Annotated in this window: 21 protein-coding genes; 7 read left to right on the top strand and 14 right to left on the bottom strand. The window is 70.3% G+C overall.

Annotation, left to right across the window (positions count from 1 at the left end):
* The first annotated feature begins 3 nt into the window (after positions 1 to 3).
* Together ACTWQJ_RS20230 and ACTWQJ_RS20225 are read left to right on the top strand one after the other, a co-directional pair.
* On the top strand, positions 4 to 1,212 hold the full coding sequence (locus tag ACTWQJ_RS20230) for a glycosyltransferase (protein WP_443308031.1): 1,209 nt from the start codon (positions 4 to 6) through the stop codon (positions 1,210 to 1,212).
* Complete coding sequence (locus tag ACTWQJ_RS20225) at positions 1,209 to 3,614, top strand: galactose oxidase-like domain-containing protein (protein ID WP_443308029.1); 2,406 nt, start codon at positions 1,209 to 1,211, stop codon at positions 3,612 to 3,614. The genes ACTWQJ_RS20230 and ACTWQJ_RS20225 overlap by 4 nt, the downstream gene beginning before the upstream one ends.
* On the opposite strand, the gene ACTWQJ_RS20220 is transcribed toward ACTWQJ_RS20225, so the two are convergent.
* From ACTWQJ_RS20220 to trhA, 4 genes are all read right to left on the bottom strand, one after another.
* On the bottom strand, positions 3,601 to 3,906 hold the full coding sequence (locus ACTWQJ_RS20220; RefSeq protein ID WP_443308028.1) for a hypothetical protein: 306 nt from the start codon (positions 3,904 to 3,906) through the stop codon (positions 3,601 to 3,603). The genes ACTWQJ_RS20225 and ACTWQJ_RS20220 overlap by 14 nt on opposite strands.
* Before the next feature lie 48 nt (positions 3,907 to 3,954).
* Positions 3,955 to 4,686 (bottom strand): Mut7-C RNAse domain-containing protein, encoded by a 732-nt coding sequence (locus ACTWQJ_RS20215; protein WP_443308027.1) that lies wholly within the window; start codon positions 4,684 to 4,686, stop codon positions 3,955 to 3,957.
* 33 nt (positions 4,687 to 4,719) lie between these two features.
* Positions 4,720 to 5,346 carry a TetR/AcrR family transcriptional regulator gene (locus tag ACTWQJ_RS20210; protein ID WP_443308026.1) on the bottom strand — a complete coding sequence of 209 codons (627 nt, stop codon included), beginning with the start codon at positions 5,344 to 5,346 and terminating at the stop codon, positions 4,720 to 4,722.
* 146 nt (positions 5,347 to 5,492) lie between these two features.
* Entirely contained in the window at positions 5,493 to 6,206 is a 714-nt protein-coding gene (gene trhA, locus ACTWQJ_RS20205; RefSeq protein ID WP_443308025.1) for a PAQR family membrane homeostasis protein TrhA, read from the bottom strand.
* 339 nt (positions 6,207 to 6,545) lie between these two features.
* On the opposite strand from trhA, the gene ACTWQJ_RS20200 reads away from it, so the two are divergent.
* Positions 6,546 to 8,390, top strand: a complete 1,845-nt coding sequence (locus tag ACTWQJ_RS20200; protein WP_443308024.1) for a phosphoenolpyruvate carboxykinase (GTP) — start codon at positions 6,546 to 6,548, stop codon at positions 8,388 to 8,390.
* A 112-nt stretch (positions 8,391 to 8,502) separates the two neighbouring features.
* Here ACTWQJ_RS20200 and ACTWQJ_RS20195 read toward each other — a convergent pair whose 3' ends face one another.
* From ACTWQJ_RS20195 to ACTWQJ_RS20175, 5 genes are all read right to left on the bottom strand, one after another.
* On the bottom strand, positions 8,503 to 9,105 hold the full coding sequence (locus tag ACTWQJ_RS20195) for a hypothetical protein (protein ID WP_443308023.1): 603 nt from the start codon (positions 9,103 to 9,105) through the stop codon (positions 8,503 to 8,505).
* Positions 9,092 to 10,633 carry a substrate-binding and vWA domain-containing protein gene (locus tag ACTWQJ_RS20190; protein WP_443308022.1) on the bottom strand — a complete coding sequence of 514 codons (1,542 nt, stop codon included), beginning with the start codon at positions 10,631 to 10,633 and terminating at the stop codon, positions 9,092 to 9,094. Before ACTWQJ_RS20190 ends, ACTWQJ_RS20195 begins: the two co-directional genes overlap by 14 nt.
* Complete coding sequence (locus tag ACTWQJ_RS20185) at positions 10,630 to 11,841, bottom strand: toxic anion resistance protein (RefSeq protein WP_443308021.1); 1,212 nt, start codon at positions 11,839 to 11,841, stop codon at positions 10,630 to 10,632. Before ACTWQJ_RS20185 ends, ACTWQJ_RS20190 begins: the two co-directional genes overlap by 4 nt.
* 12 nt (positions 11,842 to 11,853) lie before the next feature.
* Complete coding sequence (locus tag ACTWQJ_RS20180) at positions 11,854 to 12,927, bottom strand: hypothetical protein (protein WP_443308020.1); 1,074 nt, start codon at positions 12,925 to 12,927, stop codon at positions 11,854 to 11,856.
* A 111-nt stretch (positions 12,928 to 13,038) separates the two neighbouring features.
* Positions 13,039 to 14,010, bottom strand: coding sequence for a helix-turn-helix transcriptional regulator (locus tag ACTWQJ_RS20175; RefSeq protein ID WP_443308019.1), 972 nt, complete (start codon positions 14,008 to 14,010; stop codon positions 13,039 to 13,041).
* A gap of 100 nt (positions 14,011 to 14,110) precedes the next feature.
* On the opposite strand from ACTWQJ_RS20175, the gene ACTWQJ_RS20170 reads away from it, so the two are divergent.
* Positions 14,111 to 14,518: a DUF3224 domain-containing protein gene (locus tag ACTWQJ_RS20170; protein WP_443308030.1), complete on the top strand. Its 408-nt coding sequence runs from the start codon at positions 14,111 to 14,113 to the stop codon at positions 14,516 to 14,518.
* 165 nt (positions 14,519 to 14,683) lie between these two features.
* Here the strand turns inward: ACTWQJ_RS20170 and ACTWQJ_RS20165 are convergent, their stop codons facing one another.
* A complete protein-coding gene (locus ACTWQJ_RS20165; protein ID WP_443308018.1) occupies positions 14,684 to 15,106 on the bottom strand; it encodes an SCO4983 family protein in 423 nt (140 codons plus the stop codon).
* 101 nt (positions 15,107 to 15,207) lie between these two features.
* Positions 15,208 to 16,419 carry a pyridoxal phosphate-dependent aminotransferase gene (locus ACTWQJ_RS20160; RefSeq protein ID WP_443308017.1) on the bottom strand — a complete coding sequence of 404 codons (1,212 nt, stop codon included), beginning with the start codon at positions 16,417 to 16,419 and terminating at the stop codon, positions 15,208 to 15,210.
* Positions 16,420 to 16,545: 126 nt separating this feature from the next.
* On the opposite strand from ACTWQJ_RS20160, the gene ACTWQJ_RS20155 reads away from it, so the two are divergent.
* Positions 16,546 to 16,890 carry a hypothetical protein gene (locus ACTWQJ_RS20155; RefSeq protein ID WP_443308016.1) on the top strand — a complete coding sequence of 115 codons (345 nt, stop codon included), beginning with the start codon at positions 16,546 to 16,548 and terminating at the stop codon, positions 16,888 to 16,890.
* Here the strand turns inward: ACTWQJ_RS20155 and ACTWQJ_RS20150 are convergent.
* Positions 16,887 to 17,378, bottom strand: a complete 492-nt coding sequence (locus ACTWQJ_RS20150) for a hypothetical protein (RefSeq protein ID WP_443308015.1) — start codon at positions 17,376 to 17,378, stop codon at positions 16,887 to 16,889. The genes ACTWQJ_RS20155 and ACTWQJ_RS20150 overlap by 4 nt on opposite strands.
* An 84-nt stretch (positions 17,379 to 17,462) precedes the next feature.
* Here ACTWQJ_RS20150 and ACTWQJ_RS20145 point away from each other — a divergent pair, with 84 nt between their 5' ends.
* Positions 17,463 to 18,389, top strand: a complete 927-nt coding sequence (locus ACTWQJ_RS20145; RefSeq protein WP_443308014.1) for a trypsin-like serine peptidase — start codon at positions 17,463 to 17,465, stop codon at positions 18,387 to 18,389.
* Positions 18,390 to 18,408: 19 nt separating this feature from the next.
* Here the strand turns inward: ACTWQJ_RS20145 and ACTWQJ_RS20140 are convergent, their stop codons facing one another.
* Entirely contained in the window at positions 18,409 to 20,034 is a 1,626-nt protein-coding gene (locus ACTWQJ_RS20140) for an N-acyl-D-amino-acid deacylase family protein (protein ID WP_443308013.1), read from the bottom strand.
* A 10-nt stretch (positions 20,035 to 20,044) separates the two neighbouring features.
* Complete coding sequence (locus ACTWQJ_RS20135) at positions 20,045 to 21,310, bottom strand: amino acid deaminase (protein ID WP_443308012.1); 1,266 nt, start codon at positions 21,308 to 21,310, stop codon at positions 20,045 to 20,047.
* A gap of 135 nt (positions 21,311 to 21,445) precedes the next feature.
* Here ACTWQJ_RS20135 and ACTWQJ_RS20130 point away from each other — a divergent pair.
* Positions 21,446 to 22,138, top strand: a 693-nt coding sequence (locus ACTWQJ_RS20130; protein WP_443308011.1) for a sugar kinase, incomplete at its 3' end; no start/stop codon positions are given.

Genomic DNA, 22,138 nt, shown 5'->3' with positions numbered 1-22,138 from the left:
ACGATCGCCCTCTCGACACCGGCTGGAGCGCCCCGGAGGCGAACGAGCCAAAATGACGTTCCCGAGCCGGGCGCCGTCACCATCGTCGTACCGACCTTCAACGAGTCGGCGAACATCCGTCAGCTGCTCCACCAGATCACCGAGTCCGTGCCGTCCCGGCTGCCCTGCGAGGTCGTCTTCGTGGACGACTCCACCGACGACACCCCGCAGGTGATCCGCGAGGCCGCCCAGGACTGCCCGTTCCCGGTGACCGTGCTGCACCGCGAGGAGCCGGTCGGCGGGCTCGGCGGTGCGGTGGTCGAGGGCATGAAGGCAGCCGGCTCCGACTGGATCGTCGTCATGGACGGTGACTGCCAGCATCCGCCGTCCCTGGTCCCGGAGCTGGTGGCGACCGGCGAGCGGGCGAACGCCGGACTGGTCGTCGCCTCCCGTTACATCAAGGGCGGCAGCCGGGCGGGGTTGGCCGGCAGCTACCGCGTGGCCGTGTCCCGAGCGGCCACCTGGCTGACCAAGACCCTCTTCCCGCGCCGGCTGCACGGCATCAGCGACCCGATGAGCGGCTTCTTCGCGGTGCGCCGCAGCGCGGTCACTGCGGAGACGCTGACGCCGCTCGGCTACAAGATCCTGCTGGAACTGGCGGTCCGCAGCCGCCCGCGCACGGTCACCGAAGTGCCGTTCGTGTTCCAGGAGCGGTTCGCCGGGGAGTCCAAGTCCACGGCAGCGGAGGGGCGGCGTTTCCTGAGGCACCTCGCCGGGCTGCGTACGGCCGATCCGCTGGCCCGGATGGTGGTGTTCGGCCTGATCGGTGCGACCGGCTTCGTCCCGAACCTGCTCGGGCTGTGGGCCCTCACCTCCCTCGGCATGCACTACCTCCCGGCCGAGATCCTCGCCAACCAGCTCGGCGTCGCCTGGAACTTCCTGCTCATCGAGCGGCTGCTGTTCCGCGACCGCCGCCGGCACCGGCGCTTCTGGGACCGGCTCGGCCGGTTCGCGCTGCTCGCCAATGCCGACCTGGTGCTGCGCATCCCGCTGATCGCGCTGCTGGTCGGCGCGTTCGGCATGGCCGCGCTGCCCGCCACAGCGCTCGCGCTGGTGACGACCTTCGTCCTGCGCTTCGTCGGTACCGAAGCGCTGGTCTATCTGCCGCCCCGGAGGCCCATAAATGAAGCCGCACCCGAGCGCGGGAGCCGCACAGCAAGGAGAGCCGTGTGAACAAACGCCGTAGAAGAACCGCACTCCTGGCCGTCGCAGGCCTCACCGGTGGCCTGCTCCTGACCACACCCCAGTCCGCCTCCGCCGCCAACCTCATCAAGAACCCCGGCTTCGAGACGGCCGGCACCGGAGACATGCCGTACTGCTGGTCGAAGTCCGGCTGGGGTGACAACGACTTCAGCTTCACCACGACCCCGGACGCGCACTCCGGCAGCAAGGCCATGAAGGTCGAGCTGACCCGCCGCGTCGAAGGCGACCGCAAGGCGCTGATCACGGAGTCCGCGGACTGTGCGCCGGTGGTGACGGTCGGCAAGCAGTACGACCTCTCCCTCTGGTACAGGACGACGACGCCGGACGCCGACATCACCCTGTTCCGGCACGACACGACGGCCGGCTGGCAGTACTGGACCGACCTCAAGACGCTGGAGATGGCGGGCAGTTGGACCCAGGCCACGGTCCGCACCCCGGAGGTCCCGGCCGGCACCGACCGCATCAGCTGGGGCGTCTCCGTCTACGGCACCGGCTCCGCGACCACCGACGACTACACGATGGAACAGGTCGCCGACCCGGTCCCGGACCCCGAGTGCACGGGCACGCCGGAGGAGTGCGCGAACGGCAGGTGGGAGGTGCTGCCCGCGCAGAACCCGGTCCGCTCGATGCACTCGGTCGTCCTGCACAACGGCAAGGTGCTGCTGATCGCGGGCTCCGGCAACGACCCGGAGATGTTCGAGGCGGGCACGTTCACCTCCGCGGTCTACGACCCGCAGAACGGCACGTACAAGGTCATCCCCACGCCGGACGACATGTTCTGCGCCGGGCACGTCCAGCTCCAGGACGGGCGGGTGCTGGTGATGAGCGGCAACAAGGGCTATCCGTCGGCGGACGGCACGATCGGCTACCAGGGGTACAAGGACTCGTACATCTTCGACCCCGAGACCGAGACGTACACCAGGACGAACGACATGAACGACGGCCACTGGTACCCGTCGGCCACGATCCTCGGCAACGGTGACGTCATCTCCTTCGGCGGGCTGAAGGAGGACTCGACCGGCTCGGTGACCGCCGAGCTGTGGTCGGACGCCGAGCAGAAGTGGCTCGAGCTGTGGAAGGTCAACCAGACCTGGTCCTACTGGGGTCTGTACCCGTCGATGATCCTGATGCAGGACGGCCGCCTCTTCTACTCCGGCAGCCATGTCTTCGGCAACAACATCCCCGGCACCGGCTCGGCGATCTACGACTACGACGCCAACACGATCACGCAGGTGCCCGGTCTGCAGAACAAGGACGAGCGCGACCAGTCGGCGAGCGTGCTGCTGCCGCCGGCGCAGGATCAGAAGGTCCTCACCATCGGCGGCGGCAACATCGACTCCAACCCGGAGGCGAACCGGCTGACCGATGTCATCGACCTCAAGGAGCCCAACCCGTCCTACGCTGCGGGTCCGTCGCTTCCGCAGGGCACCGTCGACCTCGGCAACGGGCCGGTCCCGCAGACCGGGGGCCAGGGCAAGATGTACGTCTCCGCGGTGCTGCTGCCGGACGGCAAGGTCCTCGAGACCGGTGGCGCCCTGCACAACCGGGCCAACCCGGTCTTCGAGTCGTCGATCTACGACCCGGCGACGAACACCTTCGACCCGGTGGCCGCCGACCCGGAGGCCCGCGGCTACCACTCCTCGGCGTTCCTGCTGCCCGACGGCCGGGTGATGACCACCGGCGACAACCCGGGCAACGGCTCCTGGAACCACAACGTGTCGATCTACACCCCGCCGTACCTGCTCAAGGGCGAGCGCCCGACGATCACCTCGGTGATCGACACCGAGTGGACCTACGGCGACACCCAGCGGATCACGGTGGACCGGCCCATCGCGAAGGCGGAGCTGATCCGCCCGGCCGCGGTGACGCACTCGTCGGACCCGAACCAGCGGTTCGTGGATCTTCCGTTGAGCGTGGACGGCAACACCATCGACCTGAACGTGACGAGCAACCCCGACCTGGCCCCGCCCGGCTGGTACATGCTCTTCGCGGTCGACGCGGGCGGGGTGCCGTCGGTCGCCAAGTGGGTGCACCTCCAGGGCCCGCAGGCCCTCGGCGCCACCGACGCTTCAGCCCACGTCCACTCCTTCGCCGACGACCTGTCCGGCAAGGTCACGGGGCCCGGCAAGAAGCGCACCTCGCAGAAGGTCGGCACGACCGTCGCCGGCTGCGACCGGCACTACGGCTCGGCCAACGTCTGCGTGCCGACCACCTTCCCGTCCGAGGTGAAGAAGACGACGGCCGCCCGCTGCACCTGGCTGAAGGCCAACGAATACGGCCGCCTGAAGGTCAACGGCAAGGACGACCCCCTCCGCCTCGACCCGAACAAGGACGGCGTGGCCTGCGGAAAGAGCGACCTCAGGCGCCGCTGAGAATCAGGGTTCCCAGCGTGAGCTGAGCGCCCCACTGCAGCAGAACGGCCCCGGCCCGGGCGGGCGTCCACCGGGTTCGGGGCCACAGCAGTGCCAGCACACCGAGCACGACAGCGGCCCAGAAGAAGCCGTACAGCACCCCGCCCGGGATGCCGGAGCACTGCTCGCCGTACATGAGGCAGCGGCCGCCGCGCTCGGTGGAGAGCACCGCGATCCACGCGAGGACGACGGTCGGCAGAAGCAGGAGGAGTCCGGCGACGGACCATCGGGTGAGCTGACGTGCTGTGTCCATGCCGCCATCCCATCGCGCCCTGCCGGTCCCGATGATCGGCCCGGCTACTCAACCGTCCTGAGTACGCATGCTCAACGCGTCCTCCACGATGGCCACCAGCTGTTCGTGGTGCGCGCCCTTCCAGTACGCGCGCCCGCACTCCGTGCACTGCGCGAAGACGTCGTACGTCCGCTGCGTCCCGCTTTCCAACTGGTCCGCCACCTCCTCCTTGGTGGCCTCCTTCAGCAGGCCGTTGCAGGCGGTGCAGCGGGTCCAGGGGCGCAGTTCGGGGCGGAACCGGTCCAGGACGTCGCGAAGTTGGGCGTCGGGGCGGGTGCTGTAGACGAAGGCGCCGACCCACAGTTCGCGGCGGCGCAGCAGGCCGCGGTCGCGGCTGAGCATGACGCGCCGCTCGGTGGCCGAGCGGGCGGCGAGGGCCGGGTCGCCGATGTCCGTGGACTCGTACGCCGTGTCCACGCCGAGCAGCCGCAGCCGGCGGGCGAGCGTGCCGAGGTGGACGTCGAGGAGGAAGCGCAGGGGAGCGCCGGGCACCCGTTGCGGGCGTTCGACGGCGCGGACGTGCACGGACTCGCCGTCCTTCGGGATGTGCGCGGTCGGCACCTCGTGGCCGTCGACGACGAGGGCGCCGACCTCGGTGAGCGGGACGCCGACGGACTCGATGACATGGCCCAGCGTCGAGACGCCGTCGGTGGCGAGCCGAGTGGCGCCCCGGCGCCTGGTGTTCGGGACGAACAGGGCCAGTTCGGGGTCGAATTCGACGTGGATCTCGGGTCCGTTCACCTGATCAGGATGGCATGGGAGCGGGCGCGGGCCTCAGGGGTTTTCGGCGCCGAGGCCGCGGTCGTAGACGGCCAGGGCGCGGTCGACGAGGTCGGCCGGGTCGTCGCGGAAGCCGGTGCGCGCCCAGTACGGGGAGATCTCCATCAGACCGCCGATGAGGGACATGGCGAACACGCGCACCTCCAGGCTCTCCGGGTCGCGTCCGGTGCGCGCCGCGATGGCCTCGGCGAGCAGGGGCCCGGCGGCGGACATGCTCTCCATCAGCCGGGAGCGCACCGCCGGGACCTCCGCGATCAGCCGGCAGCGCAGCCGGGTGATCTCGGGCTCCTCGCCGAGGCCCAGGCCGATGGCCCTGCGGGTGATGTGGCGCAGGGAGTCCTGCCAGGGCTCGTCCGCGGGCCGGCCCCGGAACTCCTCCAGCAGTGGGTCGTACTCGTCCGTGAGGACGATGTCCTCCTTGGTGGGGAAGTAACGGAAGACGGTCGACGGCGACACCTCGGCACGGTCGGCGATCTGCTCGATCGTCGTGGCGTCGTACCCCTGCTCCTCGATCAGTTCGTAGGTCGCGGTGCGGATCGCCTCACGCGTCTTGATCTTCTTCCGCTCCCGGAGTCCCAGCTGGGGGCGGTCGGCGGGGGAGGTGAGGTGGGGGGCTGTCATGGTGGTCATTGTCGGGCATCCGGCTCCGGGACAAAAGGATGAATTGAGAGTCGCTGTCAAAATCCAGTAACCCTCAATGGGGTGTCGCTGTCAGGGGATGCAAAAGGGCCACGGCTGGCAAGCCGTGGCCCTGAAGGGGTGGGGTGCTACGGGTGCTGGTACGCCACCAGGGAGATCCCCACGTAGTGGACGACGAACGCCGCCAGTGTGAACGAGTGGAACACCTCGTGGAAGCCGAACCAGCGCGGTGACGGGTTGGGGCGCTTGATGCCGTAGACCACGCCGCCCGCGCTGTACAGGAGGCCGCCGACGATCACCAGTACGAGGACGGCGATACCGCCGGTACGCATGAAGTCGGGCAGGAAGAAGACGGCCGCCCAGCCCATGGCGATGTAGCAGGGCGTGTAGAGCCAGCGTGGGGCGCCCACCCAGAAGACGCGGAAGAGGATGCCGGCCGCTGCGGCGGCCCAGATGCCCCACAGCAGCCACTGCCCCTTCGCGCCCGGCAGGAGCAGCAGGGTCAGGGGCGTGTAGGTGCCGGCGATGATCAGAAAGATGTTCGAGTGGTCCAGGCGGCGCAGTACGCCGTCCATGCGCGGGCTCCAGTTGCCCCGGTGGTACAGCGCGCTCACGCCGAACAGCAGGCATGCCGTCAGCGCGTAGATCCCGCAGGCGAGGCGGCCGCGCGGGGAGTCCGCGAGGGCGGTGAGGACCAGGCCTGCGACGAGCACCGCGGGGAACATCCCGAGGTGCAGCCAGCCGCGGAGCTTGGGTTTGATCGGGTGCGGCAGGGAGAGCGCGCTGGATACCCGGTCGGCGACCGGCGTGTCCCTCGGCGCGTCGGAGGCGGGCGCAGTCATGCGGGGCATCGTACCTACGGAACCGTAAGTTACGGATCAGTGTGGGGGCGGGAGTGGCCATCATCTCACGGAAGTTGGGGGTCCCGGCGACCCGCTCCGTCCCAAGAGGCGGTCATCCGAACCCAACGTGCACGTAAAGAAACGGAGAGAAACGCCCAGGTGCGTGGGCCGGCTCACGCCGCTCAGGTGGGCGGTCCTCTGGACAAATGCGCACGCACCTCGGATGATCAAATGAGTGCAGTCGGCACCGGATGAGCGCATAGCGATCGGTACTGCGCAGCATCCGGGTCGCAGCCCCCACGGGGCAAAAGGACAAAAAACCCTCATTTAGGAGCAACCGTGGCGCGCGACATATCGGCTACCCCCGTCATCCCGACCAACCACCAGGAACTGATCTCCTGGGTGAACGAGATCGCCGAACTGACGCAGCCGGACAACGTGGTCTGGTGTGACGGATCCGAATCCGAGTACGAGCGACTGTGCGAGGAGCTCGTCCAGAAGGGCACCTTCCGGAAACTCGACCCGATCAAGCGCCCGAACTCCTACTACGCGGCCTCCGACCCGACGGACGTCGCACGCGTCGAGGACCGCACCTTCATCTGCTCCGAGAAGGAGCAGGACGCCGGCCCGACCAACCACTGGAAGGCCCCTGCGGAGATGCGGGCCATCTTTACTGGAGAAGAAAACAGCTTCCAGGGCGAGAAGGGCCTGTTCCGCGGCTCGATGCGGGGCCGGACCATGTACGTCGTGCCGTTCTGCATGGGCCCGCTCGGATCGCCCCTGTCCGCGATCGGCGTGGAGATCACCGACTCCGCGTACGTCGCCGTCTCCATGCGCACCATGACCCGCATGGGCCAGGCCGTGCTGGACGAGCTCGGCTCCGAGGGCTTCTTCGTGCGAGCCGTGCACTCGCTCGGCGCCCCGCTGGAGCCCGGCCAGCAGGACGTCCCCTGGCCCTGCAACCGGACCAAGTACATCTCCCACTTCCCGGAGACCCGCGAGATCTGGTCCTACGGCTCCGGCTACGGCGGCAACGCCCTGCTCGGCAAGAAGTGCTACGCCCTGCGTATCGCCTCCGTCATGGCCCGCGACGAGGGCTGGCTCGCCGAGCACATGCTGATCCTCAAGCTCACCCCGCCTCAGGGCTCGCCCAAGTACGTCGCCGCCGCCTTCCCGTCCGCCTGCGGCAAGACCAACCTCGCCATGCTGGAGCCCACCGTCTCCGGCTGGACCGTCGAGACGATCGGCGACGACATCGCGTGGATGCGCTTCGGCGAGGACGGCCGGCTGTACGCCATCAACCCCGAGGCCGGCTTCTTCGGCGTCGCGCCCGGCACCGGTGAGCACACCAACGCCAACGCGATGAAGACGCTGTGGGGCAACTCCGTCTTCACGAACGTGGCGCTGACGGACGACAACGACATCTGGTGGGAGGGCATGACGGAGGAGACCCCGGCCCACCTGACGGACTGGAAGGGCAACGACTGGACGCCGGAGTCCGAGACCCCGGCCGCCCACCCCAACGCCCGCTTCACCGTGCCCGCCGCGCAGTGCCCGATCATCGCGCCTGAGTGGGAGGACCCCAAGGGCGTGCCGATCTCCGCGATCCTCTTCGGCGGGCGGCGCGCCACCGCCGTACCGCTGGTGACGGAGTCCTTCGACTGGAACCACGGCGTCTTCCTCGGCGCCAACGTGGCCAGCGAGAAGACCGCCGCCGCCGAGGGCAAGGTCGGCGAGCTGCGCCGCGACCCGTTCGCGATGCTGCCGTTCTGCGGCTACAACATGGGCGACTACATGGCCCACTGGATCAAGGTCGGCAAGTCCGCGGACCCGGCCAAGCTGCCGAAGATCTACTACGTCAACTGGTTCCGCAAGAACGACGAGGGCAAGTTCGTCTGGCCCGGCTTCGGAGAGAACAGCCGCGTCCTGAAGTGGATCGTCGAGCGGCTCGAGGGCAAGGCCGAGGGCGTCGAGACCCCGATCGGTGTCCTGCCGACCAAGGAGGCCCTCGACACAGGCGGCCTCGAACTGGCCGACGAGGAGCTCGACTTCCTGCTCACCGTCGACAAGGAGGTCTGGCGCGAGGAGGCCGCCCTGATCCCCGAGCACCTCAACACCTTCGGCGACCACACGCCCAAGGAGCTGTGGGACGAGTACCACGCCCTGGTGCAGCGCCTGGGCTGACCTCCCCCGAAACTCCGCGGCCGGCCCGACCTGCCCTGACCTGCAACGTCGTCCCGGCCGGCCGCGGTGACAGCCGGAGGGCCCCGCACAACGGCGTGCGGGGCCCGTTCCGTCAGTCGGAGCGGTCCTCCAGATAGCGGGTGTGGGACTCCTGGCGGCGGGACTCCGTCTCCCTGAGTTCCGCCGCCAGCTTCTCCGCCTCCTGCCGCAGCAGGTCGAGCTGTCGCTCCAGGTGCCGTTCGGGCGGTTCCTGCCCCGGCGTCATCCGATGCCACCAGCGGGTGCGTACGAACGCGTCGACGGCCTCGGGAATGTCCTGCCGTACGGCCCGGGACAGCGCGTGCACGCCCTCCGGGTCCTGGGCGAGGATCTCGCTCACCCAGCCGGGCTCCAGCAACGCCGCCAGCAGGTCGGTCAGTTCGGTGAGCTTGCCCGCGGCGGCCGGCGGCAGGTCGATGCCCGCGAGATAGCCGCGCAGAGTGCCGAAGTCGCCGCGCACCTCGTCGAGCTGGGCCGACGGGTCGGGGAAGTCGGGCAGGGCAGGCCGCTCCGGCGGGGCGATCAGCGCGCCCGCCCCGTACAGACCGGCGACGACCACCGGCCAGTACGGCCCCGCCACGCCCGTGAACGTCAGCACCAGGCCGACCAGACCGCAGGCACAGCCGGTGAGGTTCTTGCGGGACTCCAGATACGTCAGCGCTCTACTGGTAGCCACGGATCTCCTCGAAGGCGCCGTCCAGCGAGCCCTGCTGGGCGTCGAAGAGGCGGCCGCCGGTCAGTTCGGCGATGTGCTCCAGCTCGGAACGGTCGGAGTCGCCGAACAGGATGGGGAAGACGGGGATGTCCTTCTGGCCGCCGGTGAGCGCACCGTGGAAGTCCTCGAAGTCGCCGGCGGTCGCACCGGTCGTGTTCTCCCCGTCCGTCATCAGCACGATCGACGTGAACGTGTCACGGTCCGCCCTCAGCTGCTCGTACGCCTTCTCCAACGACGTGTAGATCGCGGTGTCGCCCTCGGCCGTCAACGCCTCGGTGTCCCGCCGGATCCCGTCGAGCCCGGTCTTCGGATCCTCCGGGTCCACGACATGGGTCCGTACGCTCTTCACATCCGACCCGAACGGCATCAGCGTCACCTCCTCCCGCTCCCGGAAGTCGCCGGTCAGGCCGGTCAGCGCCTTCTTCAGTCCGGCCAGCCGGTCGCCCTCCATCGAGCCCGAGGTGTCCAGCACGTACACCGTGCGGGACGGGCGGCGCAGCTCGTTCTCGTACAAGTCGAGCAGCCCGTCGGCGACGGACCGGCTGCCGGGGAAGGGCAGTTCGCGCCGCCGTGTGGTGTCCAGGCCGGTCGCGGGCTGCACGGAGGCGACGACCGGGCGGCGGTGCGTGCGGTCGGTGATCGCGCGCTGGATCTCCGGGGAGCGCAGGGCCTCGGTCAGCCGGCGGACGTCCTCGCGGGCCGTGGCGCCCGCGGAGGCGAGGGACGAGAGCGGGTAGTCCGCGGTGACGACACCGTCGGTGGGGCGGATCACCGTCAGACCGGGGATGCCCTTCAGCACCGACTCGTAGTTGAGCAGCGCGTCGACAGTGCCGCGCCGCTCGTACGCGCTCGCCAGCCAGCCCGACGAACCCGACGTCAGCTGCTGCCCCCGGAAGAACTCCTTCAGACGGGGAGTCGCCTTCTGCACGTCCGCGTCCATGAGCGCGGACTGGGCGCCGGAGAGGGCGGAGGCGACGGAGACGAGGGTGGAGAAGCCGGAGTTGGAGCGGGCCGGGTCGGTCATGCCGTAGGTGAGGTCGCCGTCGCGCACGGCCTGCTCGACATCGGACCAGGAGACGTCCTCCGGCTGCCAGCCGAGGGCCTTGACGGTGGCCGGCTTGACGCCGATCGCGACCGGGCTCGACATGACAGGTGTCTCCGACACGACCTTCTTCGCCGCCTCCGGGCGCAGCCGCAGATAGTCGTTGGAGGACAGCCACACCGCGTCGTACGCCCCGTCCGCCTTGCCCCGCGCGAGCAGATCGACGGCGTCGAGGGTGCCCATGTAGGTGGGCCGGACGGTGATGCCGGTCTCCTCACGGACCCGGTCCAGGACCGGCGTCATGTCGCTGAGCTCGCTGGAGGCGAGGACGCGGAGGGTGCCGGGTTCGTAGCTGCTGCCCTCTTCGCGCTGGTCGTCCTGGGCGGCTGTGCAACCCGCGAGCAGGGTGAGCGCCGCCAGGGCGACGGCTGCCAGTCGGCGTCTCACGCGAGTCCCCCCTCCAGCGCCCCCTGCGACCTGCTGCGCTCCAGGTACGCGCTCGCATGCTGCAGTTCGGCCGTGAGCGACTCCACCGTCGTCGCCATCGCCTCGGTCGCCTGGACCTTGTACGTGTCGATGGCGTCCAGCGTGCGATAGATCTGCTGGAAGGCGTTGCGCAGTGTTTCCGCGCCGACCGCCGGGTCGGCGGCGATGCGCTGGATCTCGCCGGACTGCGTGGCGAGCATCTCGGCATTGCCCCGGATCAGGTCCTCCGTCGTGCCCCGCAGGGCGTTGACCTGGTCGACGACCTTCTTCTGGTGGTCGAGGGCGGAGGCGAGCATGACGGAGATACGCAGCGCCGAGACGGTGGTCGTGGCCGCCCGGTCGACGCCCTTGATCAGCTCGTCGTTGTTGCGGCGTACGACGTCCATGGCGAGGTAGCCCTGCGCGCACACCGCGAGCTGGGTGAGCAGGTCCTGGTGCTTCTGCCGGACGAGGAAGAGGACGTCCGCGCGCAGCGAGTCGGCGGCCTGCGGGTCGCTCGCCTCGACACCGGCGATGTGCTGCTCGACCGCCGTGTCCAGGGCCTCGGTGAGGACGACGTACTCCTGGAGCTTGCCCATGGTCTCCCAGAGCCGCACCCGCTCCGTCTGCAACGCGGCGTTGTCCCGGCGCAGTTCGTCCTGCCCGCCGCGCAGCGAGCCGACGATCTTGTTGAGGGTGCCCTGCGCGGAGGCGTACTTGGCCACGTGATCGCGCAGCTTGTTGCCGCCCGGCAGCCGGGACAGGAACTTCCGCCCCTTGGCGGCGGGCAGATCACGCGGATCGAGATCCTCCACGACCCTGCGCAGTTCGACGAGCGACCCCGCCACCTGCGACTGCGCGTCCCCGCCCTTGGACGGCAGACTCCGCACGGTCCGCTCCAGCATGCGGTTGGACTGCGCGGCCGCGGTGCGCATCTCGCCGGCGCCGAGGGCGGTGATCTCGCCGACCTTGCCGGCGAACTCGGGCGAGCGGGCGTCGAGGGCGGCGAGTCCGGCGACGTAGTCGGAGGCCTTGCGGGCCATGTCGTCACGGACACCGTCGTCGACGGGCACGAGTCCGCCGGCCTTCTCCCGCGGGACCCGGGCGACGGGCTCGGGCGGGATGAGGGTGAAGGTGTCGTCGTGACTGGGGCTGGTGTTCTGGCTGGTGCTGCTGCTGTGGTCGGTCATCTGCTGATCCCCCTATCCGCGCGCCCGGCGCGCCATCTCGTGCAGCACCGCGGAGGTGGGCACGGGCGCCTGCCGTACGCCGGTCAGCTTCTGGTTGAGGTAGTCGGTGTGGCCGGCGGTGGCCGACGTGAACTCGCCGGTGGCGCCCTGCGGACGGAACCCGTGCCGGACGGCCAGCCGGCGCAACTCCGGGTCGGTGGAGAGGAGTTCGCCGACCTCGCGGCCCTCCTCGGTGAGGGGTACGACGGTGTGGTCGCTGGTCGTGGTGGTGTCCGGGTAGAGGACGGTGAGGTCGTCCACGCCCTGGCCCTGCGTGAGCAGTGCGGCGACCTGAGACTCGTAGACGAGGACGAGCGGGTTGCCGGCGCCGCTGATGAAGTCCCGGAACGCACCGTCCGAGCTGGACTGCTGGGCGCCCTGGACGGTGACCAGCTTGCGCAGCAGGGGCGCGGTCCGCTCGACGTCGGCGTCGCTCGCGACGACCCGGCCGTCGTTGTCGACGTAGGAGGCGGCGGCGAGGTAGAGGGCACCGGAGTTGGAGGTCACGGGGTCGGTGCTGGTGATGTAGAGGGTGCCGGTCAACTCCCCGTACTTCTCCGCCCCCTTGAGCTGCTGCCAGGTGCGGTCGTCACGGGCGGCGTCGAGGTAGGCACCCATGTCGAGGGTGCCGTGGTTCTTGTCGAGGGTGACGAGACCGTTGGCGGCCAGCACCTCGGCGGCGTTGCGATGCGCGACGACGACGAGGGGCGAGTAGAAGGGCCGCGGCAGCGGCTGCTGGACGCCGTACTTCTCGGCGAGCGCGTCGGACGGCGCCTTGCTGGACGGAAAGGCCAGGTCGTAGCCCTTCAGGTCCAGCCCCTCCATGGCCCACGAGCCGGACGTCTCCGTCTCCACGGTGTAGCCCTTGGCGGCCAGGGCGTCCACCACCTTCGGGTCGGCGAAGAACTCGGCCTTCTCCGACCCGATCACTGCCCGCACGGTCTTCGTTGCCGTGCCCTGGTCCCCGTTGTCCCGGCCCGCTACGACGGCTGCCACCACTCCGCCGATCAGCACAACCGCGAGGACGATACCTGCAATACGTCTCACGCCGGGAGCGTGCTCCCGGAACCCAACGTTCCCCGTCGCCCGGGGTGAACGAGGGGTGACGTACCCGTCTCGGTACGCAACGCCCTCCGCTCGGCTCACCCGTGGCAGAGGTCAGGACGTTCCCGCATACCGTCGCGCCAGCACGGTCACGGCCTCGGCGACGGCTCCCCGCAGCTCGGGCGGGCCCAATACCTCCGCTTCCGTACCCAGCCTCAGCAGGTCGCTCACCGCGACGGACTGTGTCTCGACCGGCATCTCCACCTCCACCCAGCCCTCCCGGTCCGGCGGTCCGGCGCTGTCCAGTGCCCGGGTGCCGGCCGCGCCGAACTGCATCGGCAGCAGCCGCTGTGCGCGAGGGGAGATCCGCAGCCGTGCGGTCCCCTGGTGCAAGGTGTCCTCCAGGCGCCGTGAGGTCTCCTCCCAGAAGGCGGCCAGGTCGAATCCGGCGGGACGCTCGAAGGCGTCGTCGGTGAGGTCCACAGCCAGCAGGCGTGAGACGCGGTAGGTCCGTGGTGTCCCGTCCGCGAGCGCCACCAGGTACCAGATGCCGCCCTTGAGGACGATGCCGAGAGGGTGCAGTGACCGGTGCACCTCGCCGCGCCAGCGTCGGTAGTGGGCGCGCAGCACCCGCTGTTCCCACACCGCCTGAGCGACCTGTGCGAGATACGGAACCGGATCGGCATCCCTGAACCACCCCCGCGCGTCGAGGTGGAACCGGTCCTGAACTCGCCGGGTCCGCTCGGCCAGTTCGCCGGGAAGGGCGGCCTGCAGTTTCAGCTGAGCGGTCGCCAGCACCGCACCCAGGCCCAGCTCCCGCGCCGGACCCGGTGCCCCGACCAGGAAGAGAGCGTCGGCCTCGCCGTCGGTGAGTCCGGTCAGTCGTGTGCGGTAGCCGTCCATGAGGCGGTAGCCGCCGGTGGGGCCCCGCTCGGTAAGGACCGGTACGCCGGAGGCGTTGAGCGCTTCGATGTCCCGGTAGACCGTACGGACGGACACCTCCAGCTCCGAGGCGAGCTCGGGGGCGGTCATCCGCCCCCGGTTCTGGAGCAGCAGGAGCAGGGCGAGAAGCCGGTCGGCACGCATGGCGGCATTGTCCCGCCGTACCTGACAGAAGGTGTCAGGTATGGCGTCCAGGCTGGGCACGCAACCGCCCGCCTCCGTGCGGCCGACCGAAGGGACACCCATGCCCGTGCACATCACCGGACACATCGCCTACGCCAACTGGGAGGAGACCGCGGTGGGTTCGGCCGAAGCCCGGCCGAGGCTCGCCCGTGCCTCCGTCACCAACAACTTCACCGGCGGCATCGAGGCCGACCGTACGACCTGCGAGTACACCATCGCCTACGTCACCGAGAAGACCGGCACCTTCACGGGCATGGAGCTGCTGACCGGCCGGCTCGACGGACGCGAGGGCGCCTTCGTCATCGAACAGCGCGGCTCCTTCGAGCCCGACGGCACCGTCCACTGCACCTTCGAGGTGGTGCCGCAGACGGGCACCGGCGAACTGACAGGCCTGCGCGGAACCGGCAACTTCACCTACCGCCCCGGGGAATCACCGTTCCCCTACGCCTTCAGTTACGAGCTGGGGTAACCACAACGCCCTGAAGGGACGCGGGGCTGCAATCAATATGCGGCTCCTCCCCCACTCTCGGCTGCGCTCGAGCGGGGGACCCCCACCGTGGGCGCGACCAGCCACACTCAACCCGCAGCCGCCGAACAACAAAGCACCCCACGGCGAAAGGCGCCCCAGTGGACCTTAGCGGGACGCGACCTCGCGGGGCTCCAGCGCAGCGGCATGCGCGTCCATGCGTTCCGCCGTGAGGATCGCCGCCGCCGTGTCCGCGCGGGATGCCGCGACGACCAGGGCGCGGCCCGCGAGGGTGTGGGCGCGTCGGTGCAGGGCGGCGAGATGGGGCTCGGCGGTGGTCGTGGTCACCGACGTGCGGGCCGGCGCGGCTCCTCCCCGCAGCCGGGCCACCTGGTCGGCGAGCCGGGTGGCCGCGGTGTCCAGGTCGGCGGACGGGGCCAGCGCGCGCAGCTCGTCGGTGACGGCGAGCAGTGCCGCGAGATGGCCCGCGAGCTGGATGTCCAGCTCTTCCTCACGGGACCGGTGGGGGAAGTCGGTGGTGCTGTCGGCCATCGTCGTGTGGACCGACTTGGTGCGGATCGGCTCGTACATGGGATGGCCTCCTGTGCTTCGCAGAAGCCATCCTAGCTTGGATTTCGTCTAAAGTTGAGCCCGTTCACAAAAGTGAGCCGATTGTCCACGCAGCGTGAGCGTCAGTGCTGGCTGTAGCCGTCCAGGAACGTGCCGATCCTGCCGACCGCGTCCCGTAGATCAACGACCGTCGGGAGCGTCACGACCCGGAAGTGGTCCGGTTCCGGCCAGTTGAAGCCCGTGCCGTGGACGACCATGATCTTCTCCCGGCGCAGCAGGTCCAGGACCATCCGGCGGTCGTCCTTGATCTTGAAGACCTTGGGGTCGAGACGCGGGAAGAGATACAGCGCCCCCTTGGGGCGGACGCAGGTGACGCCGGGGATCTGCGTCAGCATCTCGTAGGCCAGGTCCATCTGCTCGCGCAGGCGCCCGCCCGGCAGCACGAGGTCGTTGATCGACTGGCGTCCGCTCAGCGCGGCGACGACCCCGTGCTGGCCCGGCATGTTCGCGCACAGACGCATGTTCGCCAGGATCGTCAGGCCCTCGATGTAGGAGTCGGCGTGGGCGCGCGGGCCGGAGATCGACATCCAGCCGACCCGGTAGCCGGCCACCCGGTATGCCTTCGACATGCCGTTGAAGGTGAGGGTGAGCAGGTCGGGGGCGACCGCCGCGGTGGGGGTGTGCGTGGCGCCGTCGTAGAGGATCTTGTCGTAGATCTCGTCCGAGCAGACCAGCAGGTTGTGGCGGCGGGCGATGTCCGTCAGGCCCTTGAGCATCGCCTCGTCGTAGACCGCGCCGGTCGGGTTGTTCGGGTTGATGATGACGAGCGCCTTGGTGCGGTCGGTGACCTTGCGCTCGACGTCGGCGAGGTCCGGCATCCAGTCGGACTGCTCGTCGCAGCGGTAGTGGACCGCGGTACCGCCGGCGAGGGAGACCGCCGCCGTCCACAGGGGGTAGTCCGGGGCCGGTACGAGGACCTCGTCCCCGTCGTCCAGCAGGCCCTGCATCGCCATGGTGATCAGCTCGGAGACGCCGTTGCCGATGAAGACGTGCTCGACGTCCGTCTCGATACCGAGTGTCTGGTTGTGCATGACGACCGCCCGGCGTGCGGCCAGCAGGCCCTTGGCGTCGCCGTAGCCGTGGGCCGTGGAGACGTTGCGGAGGATGTCCTCCAGGATCTCCGGCGGACACTCGAAGCCGAAGGCCGCCGGGTTGCCGGTGTTCAGCTTGAGGATGCGGTGTCCGGCCGCCTCGAGCCGCATCGCCTCCTCGAGTACCGGGCCCCGGATCTCGTAACAGACGTTGGCGAGCTTCGTCGACTGGATCACCTGCATGTCAGGGAGCTTACGGCGGGGTAACGCCGCACGGCTCGTGCTTTCCGCCACATGAGACGCGGCGGTTTGGGTGGTTATCGCCGAACGCTGTCCCGCCACCCCCTCCCGTCCCTAGAATGCACGGCCATGTCCACGCCACCTCATTACGGCAACGGGGCGAACGGTGCTTACGAGCCCGCGGGGCCGCCGAACGTGTACCACCCGCAGGCCGCCCCGTCGCCGGCGTACGACGAGTACGCCGATCCGGCGGCCGCCCACGGTTGGCAGAACGCGTACGACGAGACGCGCGAGCTGCCTCCGGTGGCGGACGGCGAGAACGGTGAGGGTGGTGTGATCGGCGAGGGCCGGGGAGACGTCCGCGCCGGCGCGGACTCCCACCGGCACGGTTCCGGTCGGCGTTCCAGGCGCAAGCCCGGTCCCTGGCGCTCGCGCCGCGTGGCGGTGGCTGCAGGAGCGGTGGGTGCCGTCTAGGCGGCCGCGCTGATCGCCGGGTTCTCCTTCTCGGGGTCGCCGTCCGGCACCCAGGGCAAGGGTGACCGCACGGGGGCCACGACGGGGGAGTCCGAGGAGTCCGCGGCGCCCAAGGAACCGGGCCGGGCATCGGCGTCGGACGCGGCGCGGGCCGACGGCCCGTCGGGCACCGGGGAGTCGTCCGACTCGGCGTCCGCCGCCCCGTCCCCCTCGGCGAGCGGCTCCGCCCCGGCAGGGACGACGACGAAGAACCCCTCGACCGGGTCCCCCACCGCCGACGCGCCCACGACCTCCGCTCCCGTCACGGCCACCCCACCCCCGGGCCGGTCGAAGGACAATCCGGGACAAGGGCAGGGCGGCACCAAGGGCCCCAAGTAGCCGCCGAGCAGCCGCCGTCGTGCGGTGATCTCATGCGGTGATCGTGGAGATCCGGCGACGTCCGGCGTGAAACGGTCCCCGGCCAGGAACAACTCCTTGTCCCCTCGCATGCGCGGCATCACAATGCGCATGACAAACCTGCGGGCGACCGGAAGATTTCCGGTCGCCCTCGTCGCAAGAGGGGACCCCCACACATGAGAAAACCTCTCGTCGTCGCGCTCTCGGCCCTGGCGATAGCCGGGGCCGGCGCGGCCCCCGCGGTCGCGGCCGAGCCCACCCCCACGGGCTCGAGCACGGCCGCGGACACGGACACGATCACGTCCGTGGTCCACGACGTGGTCACGTCCACCACGGCGAGCGTGTCCCGGCTCACCGCACCGTCGGCCCAGGCCGTCGACTTCGCCGGCACCGTCTCGCTCAGCAACTGCTCCGGCTCCGTCGTCCGCATGCCGGACTCCGAGGACAACGACCCGGCACTCGTGATGACCAACGGCCACTGCCTGGAGTCCGGCTTCCCCGGCCCCGGCGAGGTCGTCGTCGACCAGGCCTCCAGCCGCAGCTTCGGCCTGCTGAACTCCTCCGGTTCGCGGATCGCGACCCTGCGCGCCAACAAGATCGCCTACTCGACGATGACCGACACGGACGTGGCGGTCTACCAGCTCACCACCACCTACGCGCAGATCAGCAGCTCGTACGGCATCAACCCCCTGACGCTCAGCGACACGCGCCCGGCCGCCGGCACCGCCATCAGCGTCGTCTCCGGCTACTGGAAGCGGATCTACAACTGCTCCATAGACGGCTTCGCGCACAGCCTGAAGGAGGCCGACTGGACCTGGAAGGACTCCGTCCGTTACACCTCCGCCTGCGACACCATCGGCGGTACGTCGGGTTCGCCCGTCGTCGACCAGAGCACCGGCCGCGTCGTCGCCGTCAACAACACCGGCAACGAGGACGGTGAGCGCTGCACGATGAACAACCCCTGCGAGGTCGACGCGAACGGCAACGTCACCGTCCGCCAGGGCATCAACTACGCCCAGCAGACCTACCAGCTCGCCGCCTGCTTCGGGATCGACAACAAGCTCGACCTGTCGGCGAGCGGCTGCACCCTGCCCAAGCCGTAGGAACGCGACGGGCGGGCGGTCACACCGGAGTACGGCGGACCGCCCGCCCCGCCAGTACGTCCGTGCGCCGGCCGTCCTCGATCACGAACCGGCCGTCGACCAGCACATGCGGGATGCCCGTCGGGAGGATGCGGGGCTGCTCGAAGGTGGAGCCCGCCGCCACGGTCGCCGGGTCGAAGAGGACCAGGTCGGCCCGGTACCCCTCGCGGACCAGCCCGCGGTCCGGCAGCCGCAGCCGCGCCGCCGGGCGCGAGGTGAGGTGGGCCACGCACTCCTCCAGCGACAGCACCCCCAGCTCCCGTACGTACCGGCCGAGGTAGTGCGGGAACGTGCCGTACGCGCGCGGGTGCGGCTTCGCGCCCTGGAGGATGCCGTCGGAGCCGCCGGTGTGCACCGGGTGCCGCATGATCGCCTGCACGTTCTCCTCGTGGCCGACGTGCTGGAGGATCGTCGGGCCCAGCCGGTCCTCGACCAGCAGCCGACGGGCCGTGACCCAGGGGGCCTCGCCGCGCAGCGCCGCGGAGTCCTCGACCGTACGGCCGACGTAGGCGCCGAGGGCGGGGTCGGTCACGCCCGAGATCTCGATCGTGTCCCACTCGACGGGCACGCCGTGGCAGCCGTCCGCGCCGGTCACCTCCAGGTCGTAGCGGATCCGCTCGGCGCTCTCCTCGTCCGTCAGCCGCCGCAGGATCTCCTCCGGGCCGCCCTCGCTCGCCCAGCTCGGCAGCAGCGCCACGAGGGTGGTGCAGCCGGGGGTGTAGGGGTAGGTGTCCAGGCTGATGTCCGCCCCGGCGGCGAGCGCCTCGTCCAGGAGGGACAGCAGCTCCGGCGCGCGGCCCTTGTTCACGCCGAAGTTCATGGTGGCGTGGGCGAGGTGGAGCGGACAGCCCGCCTCCCGGGTCAGCGCCACCATCTCCTCGTACGCCTCCAGCGCCCCCGCGCCGTACGAGCGGTGATGCGGGCAGTAGTAACCGCCGTAGGCCGCCACCACCCGGCACAGCTCGGTCAGTTCGGCGTCCTCGGCGTACATGCCGGGCGTGTAGGTCAGCCCGGACGACATGCCGACCGCGCCCTGCTCCAGGCCCTCGGCGACCAACTGCCGCATCCGGTCCAGCTCTTCCGGCGTGGCCTCCCGGTCCTCCCAGCCGACCGCGAGCGCCCGGACCGTGCCCTGCGGGATCAGATACGCGGCGTTGACCGCGATGCCCCGGCCGTCGAACCCGCGGTCCAGACGGTCCAGGTACTCGCCGACCGACCGCCAGTCGAAGTCGATGTCGTCGCCGTACCCGTTCCAGCCGGTGATGGCGCGGCGGACCTCGGCGAGGGTGCGGTCGTCGACCGGGGCGTACGACAGCCCGTCCTGGCCGATGACCTCCAGGGTCACCCCTTGCGCGGCCTTCGCGCTGTGGTCGGGGTCGCGCAGGAGGGCCAGGTCGCTGTGTGCGTGCATGTCGATGAAGCCGGGCGAGAGGACCAGACCCTCGGCATCCAACTCCCGCACCGCACCGGGTCGTTGGCAGCCCGCCGCCGCTGCCTCCTTGACGATCGAGACGATCCGGCCGTCGTTCACCACCACATCGGCGCGGTACGCGGGGACGCCGCTGCCGTCCACGACGTCCGCGTCACGGATGACGAGGTCTTCCATGCCGGGCCTCCTAGAAGAACGTACGGATGTACTCGACGACCGTGCCGTCCGCCTCGGCCACCGGGATCAGCTGCCACTTGTCGAACGACGTGCACGGGTGGGACAGGCCCATGCCGAGCCAGTCCCCGACCTCCAGATCCGCCTCCGGCGCGGTGCGCAGCCAGGCGTGCTGGTCGGACAGGGCGGTGACCTCGATGCCGGTCGCCGGGCGCTCGGCACCGTCGCGGCGCACCACCTGGGCGAAGGGCAGGTCCAGGTCGTAGGCCGCGTCCCGCTTGCCCGCGTTGACGAAGGCCTGCTCGGGGGAGGGGCGGGAGACGACCTGCGCCCACAGGCGGAACGCGGGCTCCAGGGCGCCCTCCTCCGGGACGCGGGTGAAGGGGGTCAGCTTGCGGTAGTGGCCGTCGTCGTGCGAGACGTACGCGCCCGAGCGCAGCAACTTCAGTACGGGGGCGGTCAGTTCGGGGACCTCGGCGAACACGTCGGCCACCGCGTCGAACCAGGCGCTGCCACCAGCACTGATGACGATCTCGTCCAGGCCCTGGAATCGTCCGGCCTTGTCGAAGTCAGCGGCCAGCGCCACCAGCCTGCGCAGCCAGGCGTGCACCCGCTCCGGGGTCGCCTGCGGCACCTCGCCCTCGTAGCCCGCGACGCCGACCAGACGCAGGGCGGGTACGGCCGCCACCGCCTCCGCGATCGCCGCGCACTCCGCCTCCGTACGGGCCCCGGTGCGGGCGCCGTCACCGGCGGCCAGCTCCACCACGACGTCCACGGGACGGGGGCTCCCGTGCAGGGCCGCGGCCATCTGCTCCGCACCGCGCACGGAGTCGACGTAACAGATGAAACGGAAGTCCGGGTCGGCGGCCAGTTCCGCGGCGATCCAGCGCAGGGCCGCGGCGTCCACCAGCTCGTTCGCGAGGAAGATCCGCCGGACGCCGAACGCCCGCGCCACCCGCACCTGGTGCGGCACGGCGAGCGTGATGCCCCACGCGCCGCGTTCGACCTGGCGGTGGAAGAGCTGCGGGGCCATGGAGGTCTTGCCGTGCGGGGCGAAGGCGAGGCCGTGCCGGCTCGCGTACCGCGCCATGAGCGCGAGGTTGTGCTCCAGGTGCTCGGCGGACAGGGCCAGGACGGGCGTGGTGAAGCCGTCGGTGAACAGGTTGCGGCGCTGGGCGGCCAGCTCGCCGACCGTCAGCCCGTCGGCGTCCGGCGGGAGGCCCTTGAAGCGGTGGTCAACGCGTTCCTCGGCGAGGCGGGCGAGCGCTTCTCCGGCCATGGGGCCTCCCTCATCAGGTGCGTTGCATGTAGCGCAACGTTCATTGCGTATATCGCTTACCGCTGTCTAACATCTCGGCCAACGCGGGGTCAACGGAGCCGCCGGCCCGCGAGACGACGAGGAGTCCCGACCATCGTGACCGCCACCGGCCCCACCACCGCCCCCGACGTCGTGGACGTCGTCGCGCTCGGCGAGTCCATGGTCACCTTCCTGCCCTCCCGCCCGGGCCGCCTCGCCGACGTCCCCTCCTTCGACCGCGCCATCGGCGGCGCCGAATCCAACGTGGCCTGCATGCTGGCCGCCGCCGGACACTCGGCGCGCTGGGTCAGCCGGGTCGGCGCCGACGGCTTCGGCGACCACCTGGTCGAGGCGATCGATTCCTACGGCGTCGACGTCGCGTCCGTACGACGGGATCCGGCGCGGCCGACGGGGGTTTACTTCCGTACCGCCGGGGACAGGTCGACTGACGCGCACGAGGTGGCGTACTACCGGGCGGGGTCGGCCGCGTCCGCAATGGGGGTCGACAACACGGACCTCACTGCGGTGCGGGCGGGGCGGGTGCTGCACCTCTCCGGCATCACGCCGGCGCTGTCCGCGGACTGCCTCGACCTCATGTGGGAACTGACCGAACCCCGGCCGGACCGGCCGCTCGTCACCTTCGACGTCAACTTCCGGCCGGGGCTGTGGCGCGACACCGACGGTCCGCGCGTCCTACTGGACCTGGCTCGCCGGGCCTACGTTGTCTTCGTCGGGGCCGACGAGGCACGGGACGCCTGGGGCCTGCACGGCGCACGCGCCATCGCGGACGCGCTGCCCGAACCGGAACTC

It is taken from the genome of Streptomyces sp. KR55 (genome assembly GCF_052245645.1).
GTDB lineage: Bacteria > Actinomycetota > Actinomycetes > Streptomycetales > Streptomycetaceae > Streptomyces > Streptomyces flavusporus.
This window is presented reverse-complemented; position numbering and strand designations above follow the sequence as displayed.

Bases quoted from the DNA above. Each gene is read 5' to 3' on its own strand.
- ACTWQJ_RS20220 (WP_443308028.1), bottom strand. From the start codon at position 3,906: ATGGACACAGCACGTCAGCTCACCCGATGGTCCGTCGCCGGACTCCTC.
- ACTWQJ_RS20210 (WP_443308026.1), bottom strand. From the start codon at position 5,346: ATGACAGCCCCCCACCTCACCTCCCCCGCCGACCGCCCCCAGCTGGGA.
- trhA (WP_443308025.1), bottom strand. From the start codon at position 6,206: ATGACTGCGCCCGCCTCCGACGCGCCGAGGGACACGCCGGTCGCCGAC.
- ACTWQJ_RS20185 (WP_443308021.1), bottom strand. From the start codon at position 11,841: ATGACCGACCACAGCAGCAGCACCAGCCAGAACACCAGCCCCAGTCAC.
- ACTWQJ_RS20175 (WP_443308019.1), bottom strand. From the start codon at position 14,010: ATGCGTGCCGACCGGCTTCTCGCCCTGCTCCTGCTGCTCCAGAACCGG.
- ACTWQJ_RS20170 (WP_443308030.1), top strand. From the start codon at position 14,111: ATGCCCGTGCACATCACCGGACACATCGCCTACGCCAACTGGGAGGAG.
- ACTWQJ_RS20165 (WP_443308018.1), bottom strand. From the start codon at position 15,106: ATGTACGAGCCGATCCGCACCAAGTCGGTCCACACGACGATGGCCGAC.
- ACTWQJ_RS20160 (WP_443308017.1), bottom strand. From the start codon at position 16,419: ATGCAGGTGATCCAGTCGACGAAGCTCGCCAACGTCTGTTACGAGATC.
- ACTWQJ_RS20155 (WP_443308016.1), top strand. From the start codon at position 16,546: ATGTCCACGCCACCTCATTACGGCAACGGGGCGAACGGTGCTTACGAG.
- ACTWQJ_RS20150 (WP_443308015.1), bottom strand. From the start codon at position 17,378: ATGCGAGGGGACAAGGAGTTGTTCCTGGCCGGGGACCGTTTCACGCCG.
- ACTWQJ_RS20145 (WP_443308014.1), top strand. From the start codon at position 17,463: ATGAGAAAACCTCTCGTCGTCGCGCTCTCGGCCCTGGCGATAGCCGGG.
- ACTWQJ_RS20140 (WP_443308013.1), bottom strand. From the start codon at position 20,034: ATGGAAGACCTCGTCATCCGTGACGCGGACGTCGTGGACGGCAGCGGC.
- ACTWQJ_RS20135 (WP_443308012.1), bottom strand. From the start codon at position 21,310: ATGGCCGGAGAAGCGCTCGCCCGCCTCGCCGAGGAACGCGTTGACCAC.